Origin of the sequence: Halomonas qinghailakensis (genome assembly GCF_025820815.1) — a bacterium.
GTDB lineage: Bacteria > Pseudomonadota > Gammaproteobacteria > Pseudomonadales > Halomonadaceae > Vreelandella > Vreelandella qaidamensis.
This window is the reverse complement of sequence record NZ_CP096973.1, coordinates 2,102,019-2,118,012: the sequence shown is the minus strand read 5'-3', so window position 1 is coordinate 2,118,012 and position 15,994 is coordinate 2,102,019. Positions and strand designations below refer to the sequence as shown.

Sequence of the window (15,994 nt, the reverse complement as noted above, 5' to 3'; positions counted from 1 at the left end):
CATCAGTCGCAACACAGCGAGCTAGCTCGCCTGTGCCTGCTTGCCCATGCCGGTAATCGCCTGAACCAGTTCGTCCTCACTGACGTTATCGCCATCAAATTCAGCGGTCACACGGCCGTCGTACATAGCGATAATGCGGTTACTCAACCCCAGCACTTCCGGCATCTCGGAAGAGATCACCAGCACCGCATAGCCGGACTTGGCCAAGTCTTTCACCAGGGTGTGAATTTCCGACTTGGAACCTACATCAATGCCTCGGGTGGGCTCATCAAGAATCAATAGCTTCGGATGGGTATGCAGCCATTTGCCGATAACAATCTTCTGCTGGTTACCACCGCTGAGGTTGCCCACCTTCTGTCGCCAGCTAGGCGTCTTGATCTTCATTGCCTGATGATATTTGTCATAGACTTCACGCTCTTTCGAACTCGTCATAAAGCCCAGTGACGACACGCTAGAAAGACTTGCCAGGGTCATGTTGTCTCGGCAGTTCATGCCCAGAATCAGCCCTTGGTCTTTGCGGTCTTCAGGGACTAACGCAACGCCACTGGCAACCGCATCGTGGGCGCTGCGAAAGTTGACAACGTCACCATCCAATACCACTTCCCCAGCGGAAGGCGTGCGCAATCCAAAGATGGTTTCTGCTACTTCAGAGCGCCCTGCCCCTACTAGGCCATACATGCCAACAATCTCGCCCTTGCGCACGTTAAAGCTGACGTTCTCGAACACCCGCTTCACCGAGAGGTTGCGCACTTCCAGCAGGTTGTCGCCGAACTCCGTTGGCTTGCTGGCATGATCAAGCTCCAGACTGCGGCCGATCATCATCCGGGTGATCTCGTCTTCGTTGGTATCTACGGTATTGACGGTGCCGGTGTATTCGCCGTCTCGCAGCACCGAAATGCGGTGAGAAAGGTGAAAGATCTCGTCCATACGGTGGGAGATATACACAATCCCCACGCCCTGCTCACACAGCGAATTGATCACATCGTAAAGCACCGGCTTTTCGTGGTCGGTGAGCGACGCTGTCGGTTCATCAAACACCACGACTCGGGGGGTGAAGGCCAGTGCCCGACCAATTTCCACCATCTGTTTCTTGGCAATCGACAGCGAACCCACCAGATCATCGTGCTGAAAACCGCACTTGAGCGTCTCAAGAATCTTATTGGTATCCTCGCGCAGCTTGCGCCAGTCAACGCGGTTGAACGGTTTTCTTGGCAAGCTACCCAGAAAAATGTTTTCGGCGACCGTCATCTCCGGTACTAGCGACTGCTCCTGGTGGATCAGCACTACGCCTGCACGCTTGGCATGTTTGGGGTTTTCAAAGGCCATCTCTTGGCCGCCCAGAATAATCTTGCCCTCATTGGCTTGATGCTTACCGGCCAGCACCTTCATCAGGGTTGATTTACCCGCGCCATTCTCCCCAAGCAAGGCGTGTACCTCGCCGGGACGGACATCGAAATCGACATTGTTGAGTGCCACAACACCAGGGAATCGCTTGGTAATACCTTTGAGTTCAAGTATCGGCGCGGCGTCAACCGGCTGGCGTGATTGGGTTGGGGAGGGATTCATATCCGCACCTCCTTGGTCGAGGGCGCATTGAGTTTCTTATCAATAATAAGTACTGAAATGAGGATCGCACCGAGGATCACCAGCACGTAGAAGGCTGGCACCTGCATCAGGTTCATGCCATTACGCAGAATGCCGATTGCCAACACGCCGCCCAGGGTGCCTACAATGCTGCCGTAGCCACCGGTCAGTTTGGTGCCACCCAGCACAACCGCGGTAATCACCCAAAGCTCATAGTCACGCCCCAAATTCGGCGTCGCCGCTCCCATCTGACTGGCTAGCAATACACCTGCCAGGGCAGCAAAGAAGCCCACAATAATAAAGTTGATCATCATATGGCGGCCCAGGCGGATGCCCGCATCGATGGAGGCTTCAGGGTTGCCGCCAACGGCAAAGGTATTACGGCCATGGCCGGTACGGGTTAGCACCAGATGCATGATCAATGCGCAAACCAGAAAGATGATGGCCAACACCGGTACCGACCCAATCGTGCTGGTTCCAAAGTCTGCAAACGCAAAGTTCATAGCAAAGAAGGACTGCTCACCGGTGTACAGGAAAATCAGACCGCGTACGCCTAGCATGGCGCCGAGCGTAACGATGAAAGCGTTAACACCGGTTTTCCACACCACAAACCCATTCAGGGCACCCAGCAAGATTCCTGAACCCAAGGCCGCTAGAATTGCCAGCGTCATGCTAACTTCCTGCAAACCCACCGCTAGGGAAGCGGCTAGCCCTAGTATCGCTCCCACTGACAAATCGATGTTGCCGTTGATCATCACGAAGGTCATGCCTAGGGCGATCAGGCCAATCGTTGAGGTCTGCACCAGAATATTGGTGATGTTGCCAAACGATAGGAAGTACTCCGACATGAAGCTGAAGAAAATAAAGAGCGCGATAACAAACACCCAGATAGGCTGGATACTCGTCCTGCCACGGAAGAATCCTTTAATTGATGTCATGTTGCATTCCTCCGCGTTATGAGTGGGTCGTGAACAAGCTCTTACGCTTGTTAGCGAGATCCAGCCATACGGCCAGAATGATAATGACCCAGGTCACAATCCACTGGATGTAATAGGGGTAGCCCATCAACAGCAGGCCATTCTGGATAAAGCCCAGGATCAACACGCCAATCACGGTTTTCCAAATACTGCCCGCACCGCCCAATAAGCTAGTACCACCAAGGATGATGCCGGCCAGCACCAGCAGCTCGTAGCCCTGGCCTACGTTGTTTTGCGAACCCATTACCCGTGAGCCAAGTACTAGAGCGGCACAGGCCACACAGAAAGCTGAAATCAGATAGGTGCTAAACACGCACCAGTTCTTGCGAATACCAGAGTAAACGGCGGCCATCGGGTTACCGCCCACCGCAAAAATGCGTCGGCCGTATCCGGTATAGGACATCACCACCTGCATCACGATAGCCAGCAGGCCAAACATAAGAATAGGGACCGCAATACCACCGACATAGCCACGTCCAAAGAAGGCAAACCAGGTGCCTTCCTGATCGGCGATATCGACGTTTTGACCGCCGCTGTAGATCAGCACAAAGCCTTGAATGGCCGATAGCATCGCCAAGGTCACAATCAGTGAATTGAGACGCAGAAAGCCAATCAAAAACCCGTTCACAGCACCAATCATCAGGGTCAGCGCGAACATCAACAAAATGGCATTAGTGGGGCCTATTTTGTCGTGTAAATCGACTACTAGAACGGTAGAAAACGACAGCATCGAGCCTACGGAAAGATCCAGGTTGCCACCGATAATCACCACGCTGACACCGACTGCGATGATGCCAATGATGGATGCCTGACGCACCACGGTCATGATGTTGGACTGGGAGAGAAACTGCTCAGAGAAGAACGAAAAAACGAACATACTGAGCAGGAAAAAAATAAGTATTCCCTGAGCCGATAGAAAACTCAGCACACCAGCCTTGCTAAGTTTTCCCGGCAGCAGCCTAGGTTTTGATTGCTCTGCGGAAGCCATGCTATTCACCTGTATAAAATCACCTCGGAAAGCACCGGTTAGCACGGGGGCTATCCCGCCACGCTAACCGTACCCCCCGACGCAGGAAACCTGCCTTTAGGGTCACGCCGTGCCGGTGTTAGTAGGCGATACACACCTATAACACCAGGCAGCAGTACGCTCTGCCTTTAGAAAACCGGACGGTCAAACGCTTCGAGGTTTTCAGCGGTGATTTTTGGTGTTTCGAAGAAGTTCATTTTCGGCACTTCTTCTCCAGCCAGTACATCTAGGGCTGTTTGCAAAGCTGCTTCCGCATCATCAACAGGAGACTGATAAATAGAACCGTAATACTCGCCACGCTCAATAGCGTCGTAGCCAACCGCAAAGTTGGTGGCGCCAATGAAGATAATGTCATCTGCACGATCGGCGCCTTTAGCAGCATTTAAAGCGCCAACGCCCATATTGTCATCGCCGGAATAAACACCATCAATACGATCATACTTGGTCAAGAAATCTTCCATCACCCGCTGGGCGCGCTCGCGGTTCCAGTTGCCTGGCTGGGTCTCCATTAACTCAACACCTGGACACGCTTCAGCGAGGCGCTCTTCAAAACCGGCCGCACGCTCCATGGCCGTGGTATAACCGGGTTGGCCGGCAATCTGTACGATTTGTCCTTCTCCACCCAAGGCATCACACATCATCTCAGCAGAGGAAATACCTTGCTGGACATTGTCTGGGCCAGAGAAGGCAGCGATGAACTCAAGTCCCGCTTCAGCAATTTTAGAGTTGGTGACGACCACCGGAATACCTGCGTTATGCGCTTGGCGAATGGCAGGGATAACAGCCTGCCCATTGGTTGGCCAAATAATAATGGCGTCGACACGCTGCTGAATAAGATCCTGCATCTGGCCAATCTGACGCGCGACATCGCCGCCAGCATCCAGCACAACAATATCTACATTGCCAACGCTCTCTGCAGCAGCTTCAAAGGCACTCTCATAGGTAGTTTGGTAACTATCAACACCGACGTTGTTTTGGGTAATACCAATGCGATAGGTGCTTTCAGCTTGCGCCGTCGTGATCGACATCATAATGACAGATGCGGCAATAGCGGTTTTCTTGAACATTGCGTTTCTCCTGACGTTTTTTTAGTAATTGTTTTTAGCCTGCAGGCCATACAAGCCTGGGTTTGGAGCTTACTGCCGGGCTTTGTTTCGGCACAACGCGACCGCCATATAGAAATGGCCAAAATGGTTATTTTTTGTTGCTTACACGCAAAGAGAGAAACATAAACTAAAAAACAAAGCCGCGCAGAAAGACAAAAAAACCGAGAATAGCGAGGGATGAGGGACGAGGAGAGCAAGGAATGAGGAGACAGCTAAAGAAAAGGCGGTGACTGAATGGCCGCATAGCGGCCACTATAAAAGAGGCCGCTATGCTAATGAACTAACACAGACAGTTATTCAAGCTACGCTAACGCTTAACGATTTCTGGCTGACAGATCAACAAATGCGTTATGCCCATCAGCACCGCTTTGCTGTTGAGACGTCGATTCAGGATAGGCGATCTGATTATCTTCACCAGAACCCCGCTCTGCTAACGCAACACCAGAGACCAGTGCAAGAGCGATGGCAGCGACGATGTTAAGTACTTTCATGATTCATTCTCTCTCGTTTTACTTAAGCAACAAATAAATGGAACATCTAAAAAGATGTGCTCACGAATAAACCAGGGGGTTCATCGATGCTTAATTAGTTACCGCGGTACGTTGAGTAGCCGTAAGGGCTAAGCAGCAGTGGAATGTGGTAATGCTGGTCAGCATCTTCTACTTCGAAAGGCACTGGTACATTGGGGAAGAACGTAGCGGTGTCGTGTGCTTCAAACCATTCACCGGTTTCAAACGTCACACGGTAAGTACCTGGCAAGAATGCCTCATCAGTGGGATAAAGGGCTGACACACGACCTGCATCGTCGGTAGTTGCTGTTGCCAGTGACTCCCAGCCCCCATCGGTATGTCGTTCAAGTTCAACATCAACGCCGGGGGATGGCTGGCCGTTCTGGATATTGAGGACATGAACGCTTAGCGGGTTATCAGCCGCCAGTGCAGTGGCAGCAACGCTGCTAAAAACCATACCGGCAAACAGGGCAGACAATAGTTTCATAAAAAAACATCCTTTTAGGGTGATAGGTAAAGAGCGATCTTTATGGGATTTACTGGGGTATTACGCTGTCGATAGCCGTCAGGGCACAGCCTTCGTCAATGGCAGAACCACCTGCTCCGGCAACGCCAAGGGCACCAATCAGCTCACCCTCGACTCTGAGCGGCACACCGCCACCCAATAGCAGCAATTCATCCAACGTGTTTAGGTTGGCCGACTCAGGGTCTTGGCGAGCATGCTCAGATAACGCGCGGCTGGTACTGCCGGTCGACAAAGACGTAAATGCTTTGCGTTGGGCGGCCACCGTGTTGTGGGGGCCGATGTTGTCATCGCGTTGCAAAGCCACCAGGTTGCCACCACGGTCTACCGCAGCGACCACGGCTGTACGGCCATCGGCATGGCACGCTTCCAAGGTGGCATTCACTAAGCGATTAGCCAGATCTAGCGACAGCGTCTGCTGCTGTAGCGGCCCGGTATCGGCAAGCACGCTACCGGCCAACAAGACAGCACCAAGCAGGGGCAGGCGAGCACGTCGTGATGTCATGAAAGTCTCCTTATCAAGTGATGGCATCATCCTGACAGCTCGACCTCGTCAAACACCTGACGGCAGCATTACAGATTTGTAATGTGAAAAAGCGTCCGATCCGGCTACTCTGTGTCGATTTCGCGGGGACACGGCATGCGTATCCTGGTAGTAGAAGACGAACAAAAAACCGCTGATTACCTGAGCAGAGGGCTAGGTGAATCAGGTTATGCCGTTGAGATAGCACGCGATGGATACGATGCGCAGCATTACATTGAAGAGGACGAATTCGACCTGATCATTCTTGATGTCATGCTGCCCGGCCTTGATGGCTGGCAGTTGCTACCACTGATCCGCCGCCGCAGCCAAGTACCAGTGCTATTTTTGACCGCCCGCGATGCCGTGGAGTATCGCGTTAAAGGGCTGGAATTAGGTGCAGACGACTACTTGGTCAAGCCCTTCTCATTTGTCGAACTGCTAGCCCGCGTGCGCACACTGTTACGCCGCAGCCCACCTCGCGAAAGAGAGCACTTTCGCGTCGCCGATTTAGAGATGGATGTTTTGCGCCGCCGCGTTACCCGTCAAGGCGAACGACTTGCACTCACCAACAAAGAATTTGCGCTTTTAGAGCTGTTTCTCGACCGAGAAGGTGAAGTGCTATCACGCACCTATATTGCTTCTCGGGTGTGGCAAATGAATTTTGACAGCGATACCAACGTCGTCGAAGTGGCTATCCGGCGACTTCGCGCTAAACTCGATGACCCCTTTCCCACTAAACTCATCCACACCGAGCGCGGCATGGGTTATGTGCTTGAGGAGCGTTCTTAATGCCAACGCTGAACTCGTTAGCAACGCGCTTATCGCTACTTTTTGCCCTGGTCAGCGTGCTACTGCTGGGCAGTATCGGCACTTATCTCTACCATTCGCTGACTCGTGAGATTGCCTGGCGTGATGACCAAATGCTGCATGGCCGCCTAGAGCGCATGGAAGCGCTGCTCTACGATGGTGAAAGTATTGCGATGCTTCACCAACGCCCTCGACTCTATGCCAACATGCTGGGCAATCACGACAGCTTACTGTGGGTAATTGATAACCAGGGACAGGTATTGATTGAGGTTAACCCAAGCAATCTGCCTGTGCCGGATCTACCGATGACGACGACCGTCCGCTTTAATGATACGTCCGGGTTAATACCAGCAAGACTGGCATGGCACACCCTTGAACAAAATGGCCAGCCATTAACACTGGTCGCAGGTAAGTTACTTAATGAGCGTAATCAGATGCTCGCTGCCTACCAGTTCAAGCTATGGATTGCATTAATCGTCGGCGCCTTACTGGCATTTTTACTTGGCTGGGGCGTCAGCCGACAGGGGCTTCAACCGCTGCGACGCTTAGCTGAACAGGCGGCACGCATTGACATTCGCCAACTGAATCATCGCCTAAGTGTGGCTGGCGAAACCGAGGAAATCAGCCGTCTCAGCCAAGGCCTGAATCGAATGCTCGATCGATTAGAAGAAGGGTTTTCGCAGCTCTCACGCCACTCTGCAGATATGGCACACGAACTGCGAACCCCCTTAACCAACTTGCTAGGACAGACACAACATACCCTGCGCCGGGACAGAAGTGATGCGGAGTATCGTCAGGTGCTGGAATCGAATATCGAAGAGTATGAGCGCTTATCAAGAATGATCGATAGCCTGCTGTTCCTAGCACGTACCGAAAGCCCTTCACATACCCTACCCTGTGAGCAAGTCGACCTCGGTGAGTTAGTCACTCAGCTATGTGATTACTTCGAGGGCATGGCAGAGGATGATGATCGCTCGCTAGTGAACCACAGCCACGGTAGCGTGGTTGCCAACCGTGACCTACTGCGCACAGCCTTAGCCAATCTAATCGCTAATGCCCTGCGCTATGGGCGCTCAGGAACCCCTATCAGCATCTCTACCACCAGCGTTGAAGGCCAAATCGAGTTACGCATTCATAATCATGGCCCCGCGATACCACCAGAAGACTTGCCAAGAGTGTTTGAGCGGTTCTATCGCTGCGACCCAGCGCGAAGCGGCGTGGCAGGTTCAGGCGGCTTAGGGCTAGCCATTGTTCGCTCTATTGCACAGTGGCATCAAGGCGACGTCCAGGTTGAAAGTAATAACCAAGAAGGCACTACCTTTACGTTAACGCTCAAGAGTAACGACGAAGCATAAGAGTAACGACGATTAAGTAACATCATCCACCTAGCCAAGCGTTAATTTCTCGAACGACGCGGTCTGGATGGGTCATGTGAATGCAATGCCCTTCGCTTGCCATTATCCGCAGCGTGCTATCAGGTAAATGGGCATGTAGGTAATGACCAACCTCTGGATTTGCCAAGGAGTCTATCTCACTTTGCAGCACTAAAGAGGGATGTGCCGTTTGAGACAGTAAATGGCGATAGTCTGAGAAAAAAGTGGCGCGCGCAAACGATTTAGCCACCACCGGGTCGGTAGAGCAGAAACTACTAGAAAGCTCTCCAATTAATTGCTGAGAGCTCTCGGCCCCCATAATGAGAGGCGCCAGATAATTGGCCCAGCCCATATAATTTCGATCCATCAGTTCAATAAGCTCTTCAAGATCTGCTCGCTCAAAGCCGCCATAGTAATCTGGCGGCATATTTAGAAAACACGGTGAAGGGCAGATCATAATCTGACTGGAGAATCGTTCTGGCTGAGCAATGGTCGCTAATAGGCCAATGTTGCAACTAACTGAATGACCAACAAAATGCACCTCAGTCAGATCTAACGCTTCACAGATGTCGGTCACATCCTGTGCATAGCCTTCCAGGGCACAGTAGCGCGATTCGCTGAAGGCCGAAATTTGCGATTGGCCTGATCCCACATAATCAAAAAGCACCAGCGTATAGTGCTCTTGTAATTGTGGAATGAGGTGCTGCCACACATTTTGATCACAGCCAAAACCATGGGCTAACATTAGTGTTTTACTGCCAGACCCAATAATTTTTACATTATTTCTTTCAATGACTCTTTCTTTCGTCAACACGTAAATGCCTCTACTTTCTTCTAACAAATCTACTGTTTTTTAAAAACCTTCCAAAAATCTTCAAAAAACCTTCCAAGAACCTTTAACATCTTTTAGCAACATCGCTTAATAAAATTATCGCTAATTTTAGATTAAAATACTTCACTAAACTATCTCAAAAAATTAATCTCATGCTATCGAACTCAAACACCTGAATGTTTAAACTTTCGTTGAAACCCCCCATTCTCCCACTCTTCGATCCATTTTTTAAAAGCGGTCGCTGTCATCGGGCGGGCAATAAAATATCCTTGTCCACATTCACAGCCTAGTTCAATAAGCTGCTGACTATGTTGAAGAGTTTCAACACCTTCTGCGACCAAGTCACATTCGAACGCGCCTGCAAAACCAATAACGCCCTTTAGAATGGCAAGGTCGCCAACGCTAGTTAGCATGTTTTGTACAAAACTACGGTCGATTTTAAGTGTATCGACCGATAGGTCTCTTAGGTGGCTTAATGAGGAGTAACCGGTCCCAAAGTCATCTAATGAGATACGAATTCCCATCATACGACAGGCAGTTAACACCGAGTAAACATGACTGACGTCCTCGATAGTGCTTGTTTCCAGCACTTCAAGCTCAAGTCGCTGTTTAGGTAAGTTGGGGAAGCCTGCTAGTAGGCTGCTTAAATCGTGAAGAAACTGGGAATGCTGTAAGTGATACCCATCAATATTAACACTCACATGGAAATTCAAACCCTGCTGAAGCCATTCCTGAAGCTGACAAAGCGCGCTATTAATAACCCACCGCCCCAATTGTATACCCGTAGAGGTATTAGTGAGCACAGGCAAAAAGCTAGCGGGTGCTCTTAGTCCCTGACTAGGATGATTCCAACGAATAAGCGCTTCGGCTCCCAACACTTTACCTGTCAGCATGTTAATTTTAGGCTGATAGTAAAGCTCAAACTGATCAGCCTCCATTGCTGCCCTAATGGCACATAACTCTGATTGCTTACCTTTTTGAACTTGCTCATTATCGACATTGAATAGACATATCTGATTCTTACCAGCAAGTTTTGCTTGATACATCGCTTGGTCAGCCTGACGGATTAGCTGGTCTGGCTCAACGTCTTTCGACTGTGGATATAGCGTAACGCCAATACTGGCCGAGAGCTGTAAAAGCACAGAATCGATATCAAAAGGTTCCGCTAACTTACTGATCAGCCGAGAAAGTGCTTCTTCTACTAAACTGGCACTAAAGCTGCTATTTAAAAAAATCACAAACTCATCACCACCAAAGCGGGCAATTAAGTCATCACTTCTGAGGTTACTGGCCAATCGCTTAGCGACTAGCTGGAGTATTTTATCGCCCATATGGTGACCGTAGCGATCATTAACCTCTTTGAATCCATCAAGATCAACAAACGCAAGCGCAAATGCCATGCCATCTTTCTTGGAAGCAACGATTTTCTGGTCAAGATGTTTGGTCAAGGCAGTGCGATTAGGTAGACCTGTCAACTGGTCAGTGTCTGATATGGTACGCAGCAAAGAAACTTTTTGCTCTAGCAGTTGTTTGGTTTCTGTCAGCTCTTCAAACAGTTGTTCAGAGCGGCTAGCACTACTAATACTCCAAAAAAGTCGTTCATTGTCGCTATCACCACAACGTACACTAACCACAATGGGTAGTACGCTATTAGAGCGGGTCACCATAGAAAGACGGATTTCTTCGCACCGTTTTTCACGTACCAAAATAGGCACTATATAAGTGTCATACATAATCTGTGACGCTCTGCTTAATAGCGTAAACAGATCAATATCCACTACTTCATCCGTTGAATAACCGTGATATTGCTCGAGATAGCGATTACTATAGAGAATCCGACGTTTATAGTCGGTCACCATGCACCCTACAGGGAAATCATTAAGCGCATATAAGTTTGCTATAACCATGATCTGCCTTGAGTAAAGTCACGATGATTTATGAGTAAAAGTATTTTACATATGCGTATAGTCTCTGATAATGAAATAAGTTGCCATTTTTAAAGCGTAACTATTTGATACAAAGATCAGACCTTTCAATATCCACATGAAAAGCCCCCCAGAGGGAGCGTTCTCAGGAAACAGTTATTCTCTTTGAGGCCCTAGGAAGCGTGTTTCGTTGGAGCTTGTTATCGACGGGTCGTCTAAAGCGACAAAGTGTAGCTCAATAGAGTGGCTGGGCAGCCTAAGGGTGTCCTCTTCTACGGTCAGTGCAATGCGTAAGTGGCGGGTTTTGTTAGCTTCTACCTCAATGGTTTCCACTCCTTGTAAACGCAAGCCTGGCAGACCCGCGGCTGATAGCGCATAACGATGCGGCTGGCTATCGTGATTACGTAGCGTTACGTTGTAATAATTAATGACCCGCCCATCTGCCGTGCCTTCAAACAGCGTTTGCCGATCCCGCACAATGTCCACGTCGATAGGTACTCGCGCGTTCAAGAAACTAACGAGCAGTACCACCATGGAGAGCAGTGCTACCGCGTAAGCAATTAGCTGCGGACGCCAAAAACGGGTGGTTTTACCTGACAACGCCCGCTCTGTGGTATATCGCACAAGGCCAAGCGGTTTATTAATACGTGCCATTACGCTGTCACAGGCATCAATACACGCAGCACAGCCAATGCATTCATACTGCAACCCATCACGAATATCGATACCTGTTGGGCATACCTGAACACACAGCTCACAGTCGATGCAGTCGCCAACCCGGGTTGTTTCAATACCCTTATGGAGATGATTGTTCTTAAGATGATTGCCCTGGAGATGATTGCCCTGGAGATGATTGCGACGCGGCTCACCACGGGCAGCATCATAAGACACGATCAGCGTATTAGCGTCGAACATCGCTGACTGAAAGCGCGAGTAAGGACACATATGAAGACATACTTGATGGCGCAGCCAGCCAGCATTTAAGTACGTAAAAACCGTGAAGAAGCCGATCCAAAATAGCGCCCAGGGGTGCGCATTTAGGCTGATAAAATCCACCACCAACGCTCTAATCGGCGTGAAATAACCGACGAAGGTGGCCCCTGTTGCCAAAGCAATTAGCAGCCAAGCGGTATGTTTAGCTGTCTTACGCCACAGCGTATCCAGCGTACGTGGTGCCTTATCACGGCGTATGCGCCGGTGCCGCGGCCCTTCCAAGCGATGCTCAAACCAAATAAACAAAAAAGTCCAAACACTTTGCGGGCAGCTATAGCCACACCACACTCGGCCAGCCGCTACTGTGATCAAAAACAGGCCAAACGCGCACAGCACTAAGATCCAGGTGAGTAAGATAAAGTCTTGTGGATAAAACGTCGCCGCAAACAGATGAAACTCTTGTGCAGAAAGATCGAACCATACCAGCGGCCGATCCCCCCAGTTGACCCATGGCAAGCCAAAATACAGCGCCATTAGCAACCAATTCGAGCGCCGCCGAATGCGCTGAAAAAAACCACCTATCTCTCGCACGTACACATGCCCAAGCTTAGGGGGCTTACTACGATGAGGTGGCTGATAGCTAGATGGCTGAGCATGAGATGGCTGAGAGGATGGCGTATGGTGACTAACCGAAGGGTCTGTGGTCAGGTTTTGCAGTGGAATGCGTTGCGTCATACCGATATCCAAAAAGGAGAGAATAGAGGTCTATACGATCGAGGGGCGTCGCCGATGATTCACCACTACTATCCCCACTAAGCGGCACTACAAACAGGCGCAGTTTTAGAGAAATAGTGCGTATCAGTTTAAGGATTGCCCACTAGCAACCCCGCTGCTGATATGCTTTTTTTTAATAGACGTGAGCCTGTTTTAAGTTTCTTACATGCGCCACAGTGGCCTCCCCCAACGGCAGAGAGCCTCACTGTAATGGCGTATATTGACGCTCTGCTCTACTCAACGCATCGACGATGGTTTACACCATGAAACGTTATGAACAATTTGCTGATGAGATAGCCACGCTGATCCGCCAGGGCGTGCTTGGCCCTGGCGAGCGGATCCCGTCTGTTCGCCAGGCCAGCCACCGCCACGGGATCAGCCCGTCGACGGTGTTTCAGGCTTACTACCTCCTGGAAAATCGCGGGCTCATCACAGCGCGGGCGCGCTCAGGCTATTTTGTTCGTGAACATGCTCGGCGCCTGCTGGGTGAACCACGGATGACGTTGCAACCCACCGACCCAGCGGAAGTAGAGGTCAGTGAGCTCGTATTTTCGGTACTCGACTCACTGCAGGATGACCGAACGGTGCCCTTTGGGTCCGCCTTTCCAAGCCCCGAACTTTTCCCGCTGTCGCGTCTTAGCACCAGCATGACACGGGGGCTACGAGCACTTTCGCCTCAGCAAGTGGTGGCTGATATGACCACTGGACATATCGATCTGTGTCGACAGATTGCCTTGCGCTACATGCTAGGCGGTATTCAACTACCGATGGAAGAGCTGGTGATTACCAATGGCGCAATGGAGGCCCTTAACTTAGCCCTACAGTGCGTAACCCAGCCGGGAGACCTTGTAGCGATTGAGTCACCGGCGTTTTATGCCAGCTTACAAGTGTTGGAACGGCTGAAGCTGCGAGCGGTGGAAATTCCGGTTCACCCACGGGAGGGCATTGATCTAGAGATATTGGCAGAACGCCTGGAAGCATTGCCTATTAAAGCCTGCTGGTTTATGAGCCATCTGCAAAACCCACTCGGTGCCAGTCTAAGCAAGGAACGAAAACAGGCGCTGTATCAGCTATTAAAGCAGCATCAAGTTCCCATGTTAGAAGATGATGTGTATGCCGAGCTGACCTTTGGTAGCTCCCCTCCTGCTCCGGTAAAAGCGTTTGATGAGGAGGGGCTAGTTATCCACTGTAGCTCTTTCTCGAAATGCTTGGCGCCTGGCTATCGTGTTGGCTGGGTAGCAGGCGGACGCTACGCAGAAGCCATTTCACGACTGAAGTTAATGACGACCATCTCGCCTTCCATTCCCGCCCAAGCAGCCATTGCCGATTATTTACAGCACGGTGGCTATGACCGCCACTTACGTAAGCTTCGCCATGCGCTAGAAGCCCAACAAGGCAGCATGCTAGCGTCTGCAGATCGCCACTTCCCCACCCAAACGCGTATTACCCGCCCTGCTGGCGGCTATTTTTTGTGGGTAGAGTTTCCTGAGCAAGTGGATTCGCTGCGCTTATTTAACATGGCGCGCGACCATGGCGTTAGCTTAGCCCCAGGCCCCATCTTTTCGGCCACCCAACAGTTCCGGCACTGCGTACGCTTAAGCTACGGCCATCCATGGACAGCGCGGAGCGAACGGGGCATGGAAACCCTTGGGCAGCTGCTAAATCTGTTTTAATCGCCCAAGCTACGTTATGGAACAGCACCACCTAGCAACGACAAAGCAGCGCTAAAGCAATTCTTCACAACAATTCTTAAAAGAAGTTCTGTTCAAGTACTCTTAAAAAGTGCTCTTAAAAAGTGCTCTTAACAACTACTCTTAAAAGCGGCTCTTAAAAGCGACTTTTACAAACTACTCTTAAAAATAATTCACGCCCACATGCGAAATACATAGGCTGGTAAATAATTATTTGGTTTTTGAGTCATTGTGTCCTATTAATGATAGTGACGTTAATAAAAATTAAACCTCACTGCTACTCGAGCGATATAATAGACATTAACCTATGCCTGTCGACCTACAAGCGCTCTATCCAAAGCTGGTTCATTTGATGCTGGACACGGTCTTCGTGGTCGACGGGGATAGTCACATCCTCTTTGTGAGCGATGCTTGTGAGTCATTACTTGGTTACCGTGCCGATGAGCTGGTTGGCTCTCTAATCACTAACTATATGCATCCTGATGACCTATCGGCTACGCGAGCATCTATTGTCCGGGTTATGAATGGCCAGCACCATGTCGATTTCCGCAACCGCTATCTCCGCAAGGATGGTAGCACCGTACACATTTTATGGTCTGCCCGCTGGTATAAAGAAGAGGAGGTTCGGATAGGTGTAGCACGGGACGTAACCGCCCTAGTGCAAGCCGAAGAGGAGTTGCGCTTTCTTGCTCATCACGACCCACTCACTAAGCTAACAAATCGGTCACTCTTCTATGATCGCTTGACCACCAGTATCAGCGCAGCTCGGCGCCATCAGAATCGCCTCGCCCTGCTCTTCCTGGATATTAATGACTTCAAGTTAATTAACGATACCTATGGACATGCCGTGGGCGATGGGGTGCTCTGTACGGTGGCTCGACGGTTAGAAAGCTGCCTACGCGAAACGGATACCGTCGCGCGGATGGGCGGTGATGAATTTACGGTACTACTGACGGACATCCAGTCAATTAAGAGCGTTTCACAAAAGATAGATCAGATTCTCACCGTCATGGCGAAACCACTAGGCGCAGAATTTGGAGAGATCAGCATGCCATCCTGTAGTATCGGTGTGGCCTGCTACCCTGCCGATGGGGAGGATGCCGATACGCTGCTCAAGCATGCCGATAATGCTATGTATAAAGTAAAAAAGTGCCGCTAATAGGTAGCATTAGCTGAGTGTCATGTTAATAACCATTAAAGCAACGAGCGCCACGATTGCAGGCCAAGGGCTGCGTAGTACCACTCCAAACAGGGTCATTGGGATTAAAATGGTCAGCGACGCCATTATGTGTGGCACCTCAGCCAAACCACTCGCAGCCATGCTCCGAATATAGATAAGCCCCAGCATGCCAAGCAACAGTCCAAACCATACGTTACGATCACCCAGTCGTGATGACATATGTTAAATCC

Annotated in this window: 15 protein-coding genes; 4 read left to right on the top strand and 11 right to left on the bottom strand. The window is 50.4% G+C overall.

Features of this window, described 5'->3' with window-relative positions; translation table 11 throughout:
• Positions 1-21 precede the first annotated feature (21 nt).
• From M0220_RS09965 to M0220_RS09935, 7 genes are all read right to left on the bottom strand, one after another.
• The gene (locus M0220_RS09965; protein WP_030070798.1) at positions 22-1,566 is read right to left on the bottom strand and encodes a sugar ABC transporter ATP-binding protein; all 1,545 of its coding nucleotides are present in this window, start codon (positions 1,564-1,566) and stop codon (positions 22-24) included.
• Positions 1,563-2,522 (bottom strand): ABC transporter permease, encoded by a 960-nt coding sequence (locus M0220_RS09960; protein ID WP_264017527.1) that lies wholly within the window; start codon positions 2,520-2,522, stop codon positions 1,563-1,565. The genes M0220_RS09965 and M0220_RS09960 overlap by 4 nt, the downstream gene beginning before the upstream one ends.
• Before the next feature lie 16 nt (positions 2,523-2,538).
• The gene (locus tag M0220_RS09955) at positions 2,539-3,549 is read right to left on the bottom strand and encodes an ABC transporter permease (protein ID WP_264017526.1); all 1,011 of its coding nucleotides are present in this window, start codon (positions 3,547-3,549) and stop codon (positions 2,539-2,541) included.
• Between the two features lie 167 nt (positions 3,550-3,716).
• Entirely contained in the window at positions 3,717-4,655 is a 939-nt protein-coding gene (locus M0220_RS09950; protein WP_264017525.1) for a sugar ABC transporter substrate-binding protein, read from the bottom strand.
• Between the two features lie 353 nt (positions 4,656-5,008).
• Positions 5,009-5,185: a hypothetical protein gene (locus M0220_RS09945; protein ID WP_198023698.1), complete on the bottom strand. Its 177-nt coding sequence runs from the start codon at positions 5,183-5,185 to the stop codon at positions 5,009-5,011.
• 94 nt (positions 5,186-5,279) lie between these two features.
• Entirely contained in the window at positions 5,280-5,690 is a 411-nt protein-coding gene (uraH, locus tag M0220_RS09940) for a hydroxyisourate hydrolase (protein WP_264017524.1), read from the bottom strand.
• Between the two features lie 49 nt (positions 5,691-5,739).
• Positions 5,740-6,231, bottom strand: a complete 492-nt coding sequence (locus tag M0220_RS09935) for a GlcG/HbpS family heme-binding protein (RefSeq protein ID WP_264017523.1) — start codon at positions 6,229-6,231, stop codon at positions 5,740-5,742.
• Between the two features lie 135 nt (positions 6,232-6,366).
• Between M0220_RS09935 and M0220_RS09930 the strand changes: the two genes are divergently transcribed.
• Entirely contained in the window at positions 6,367-7,038 is a 672-nt protein-coding gene (locus M0220_RS09930; protein ID WP_030070809.1) for a heavy metal response regulator transcription factor, read from the top strand.
• Positions 7,038-8,411, top strand: a complete 1,374-nt coding sequence (locus tag M0220_RS09925) for a heavy metal sensor histidine kinase (protein WP_264017522.1) — start codon at positions 7,038-7,040, stop codon at positions 8,409-8,411. The genes M0220_RS09930 and M0220_RS09925 overlap by 1 nt, the downstream gene beginning before the upstream one ends.
• Before the next feature lie 22 nt (positions 8,412-8,433).
• On the opposite strand, the gene M0220_RS09920 is transcribed toward M0220_RS09925, so the two are convergent.
• From M0220_RS09920 to ccoG, 3 genes are all read right to left on the bottom strand, one after another.
• Positions 8,434-9,243, bottom strand: coding sequence for an alpha/beta fold hydrolase (locus tag M0220_RS09920; protein WP_318784683.1), 810 nt, complete (start codon positions 9,241-9,243; stop codon positions 8,434-8,436).
• A gap of 182 nt (positions 9,244-9,425) precedes the next feature.
• Positions 9,426-11,168: a GGDEF and EAL domain-containing protein gene (locus tag M0220_RS09915; protein WP_264017521.1), complete on the bottom strand. Its 1,743-nt coding sequence runs from the start codon at positions 11,166-11,168 to the stop codon at positions 9,426-9,428.
• Positions 11,169-11,342: 174 nt separating this feature from the next.
• Positions 11,343-12,854, bottom strand: coding sequence for a cytochrome c oxidase accessory protein CcoG (gene ccoG / locus M0220_RS09910; protein WP_264017520.1), 1,512 nt, complete (start codon positions 12,852-12,854; stop codon positions 11,343-11,345).
• A gap of 302 nt (positions 12,855-13,156) precedes the next feature.
• Here ccoG and mapR point away from each other — a divergent pair, with 302 nt between their 5' ends.
• Complete coding sequence (gene mapR, locus M0220_RS09905) at positions 13,157-14,566, top strand: GntR family transcriptional regulator MpaR (RefSeq protein ID WP_030070817.1); 1,410 nt, start codon at positions 13,157-13,159, stop codon at positions 14,564-14,566.
• A gap of 325 nt (positions 14,567-14,891) precedes the next feature.
• Positions 14,892-15,743, top strand: a complete 852-nt coding sequence (locus M0220_RS09900; protein WP_264017519.1) for a diguanylate cyclase domain-containing protein — start codon at positions 14,892-14,894, stop codon at positions 15,741-15,743.
• 9 nt (positions 15,744-15,752) lie between these two features.
• Here the strand turns inward: M0220_RS09900 and M0220_RS09895 are convergent, their stop codons facing one another.
• Positions 15,753-15,983: a hypothetical protein gene (locus M0220_RS09895; protein WP_030070821.1), complete on the bottom strand. Its 231-nt coding sequence runs from the start codon at positions 15,981-15,983 to the stop codon at positions 15,753-15,755.
• Positions 15,984-15,994: the final 11 nt, after the last annotated feature.

Bases quoted from the DNA above. Each gene is read 5' to 3' on its own strand.
- M0220_RS09935 (WP_264017523.1), bottom strand. From the start codon at position 6,231: ATGACATCACGACGTGCTCGCCTGCCCCTGCTTGGTGCTGTCTTGTTG.
- M0220_RS09895 (WP_030070821.1), bottom strand. From the start codon at position 15,983: ATGTCATCACGACTGGGTGATCGTAACGTATGGTTTGGACTGTTGCTT.
- M0220_RS09915 (WP_264017521.1), bottom strand. From the start codon at position 11,168: ATGGTTATAGCAAACTTATATGCGCTTAATGATTTCCCTGTAGGGTGC.
- uraH (WP_264017524.1), bottom strand. From the start codon at position 5,690: ATGAAACTATTGTCTGCCCTGTTTGCCGGTATGGTTTTTAGCAGCGTT.
- mapR (WP_030070817.1), top strand. From the start codon at position 13,157: ATGAAACGTTATGAACAATTTGCTGATGAGATAGCCACGCTGATCCGC.
- M0220_RS09930 (WP_030070809.1), top strand. From the start codon at position 6,367: ATGCGTATCCTGGTAGTAGAAGACGAACAAAAAACCGCTGATTACCTG.
- M0220_RS09955 (WP_264017526.1), bottom strand. From the start codon at position 3,549: ATGGCTTCCGCAGAGCAATCAAAACCTAGGCTGCTGCCGGGAAAACTT.
- ccoG (WP_264017520.1), bottom strand. From the start codon at position 12,854: ATGACGCAACGCATTCCACTGCAAAACCTGACCACAGACCCTTCGGTT.
- M0220_RS09965 (WP_030070798.1), bottom strand. From the start codon at position 1,566: ATGAATCCCTCCCCAACCCAATCACGCCAGCCGGTTGACGCCGCGCCG.
- M0220_RS09900 (WP_264017519.1), top strand. From the start codon at position 14,892: ATGCCTGTCGACCTACAAGCGCTCTATCCAAAGCTGGTTCATTTGATG.
- M0220_RS09960 (WP_264017527.1), bottom strand. From the start codon at position 2,522: ATGACATCAATTAAAGGATTCTTCCGTGGCAGGACGAGTATCCAGCCT.
- M0220_RS09950 (WP_264017525.1), bottom strand. From the start codon at position 4,655: ATGTTCAAGAAAACCGCTATTGCCGCATCTGTCATTATGATGTCGATC.
- M0220_RS09925 (WP_264017522.1), top strand. From the start codon at position 7,038: ATGCCAACGCTGAACTCGTTAGCAACGCGCTTATCGCTACTTTTTGCC.
- M0220_RS09945 (WP_198023698.1), bottom strand. From the start codon at position 5,185: ATGAAAGTACTTAACATCGTCGCTGCCATCGCTCTTGCACTGGTCTCT.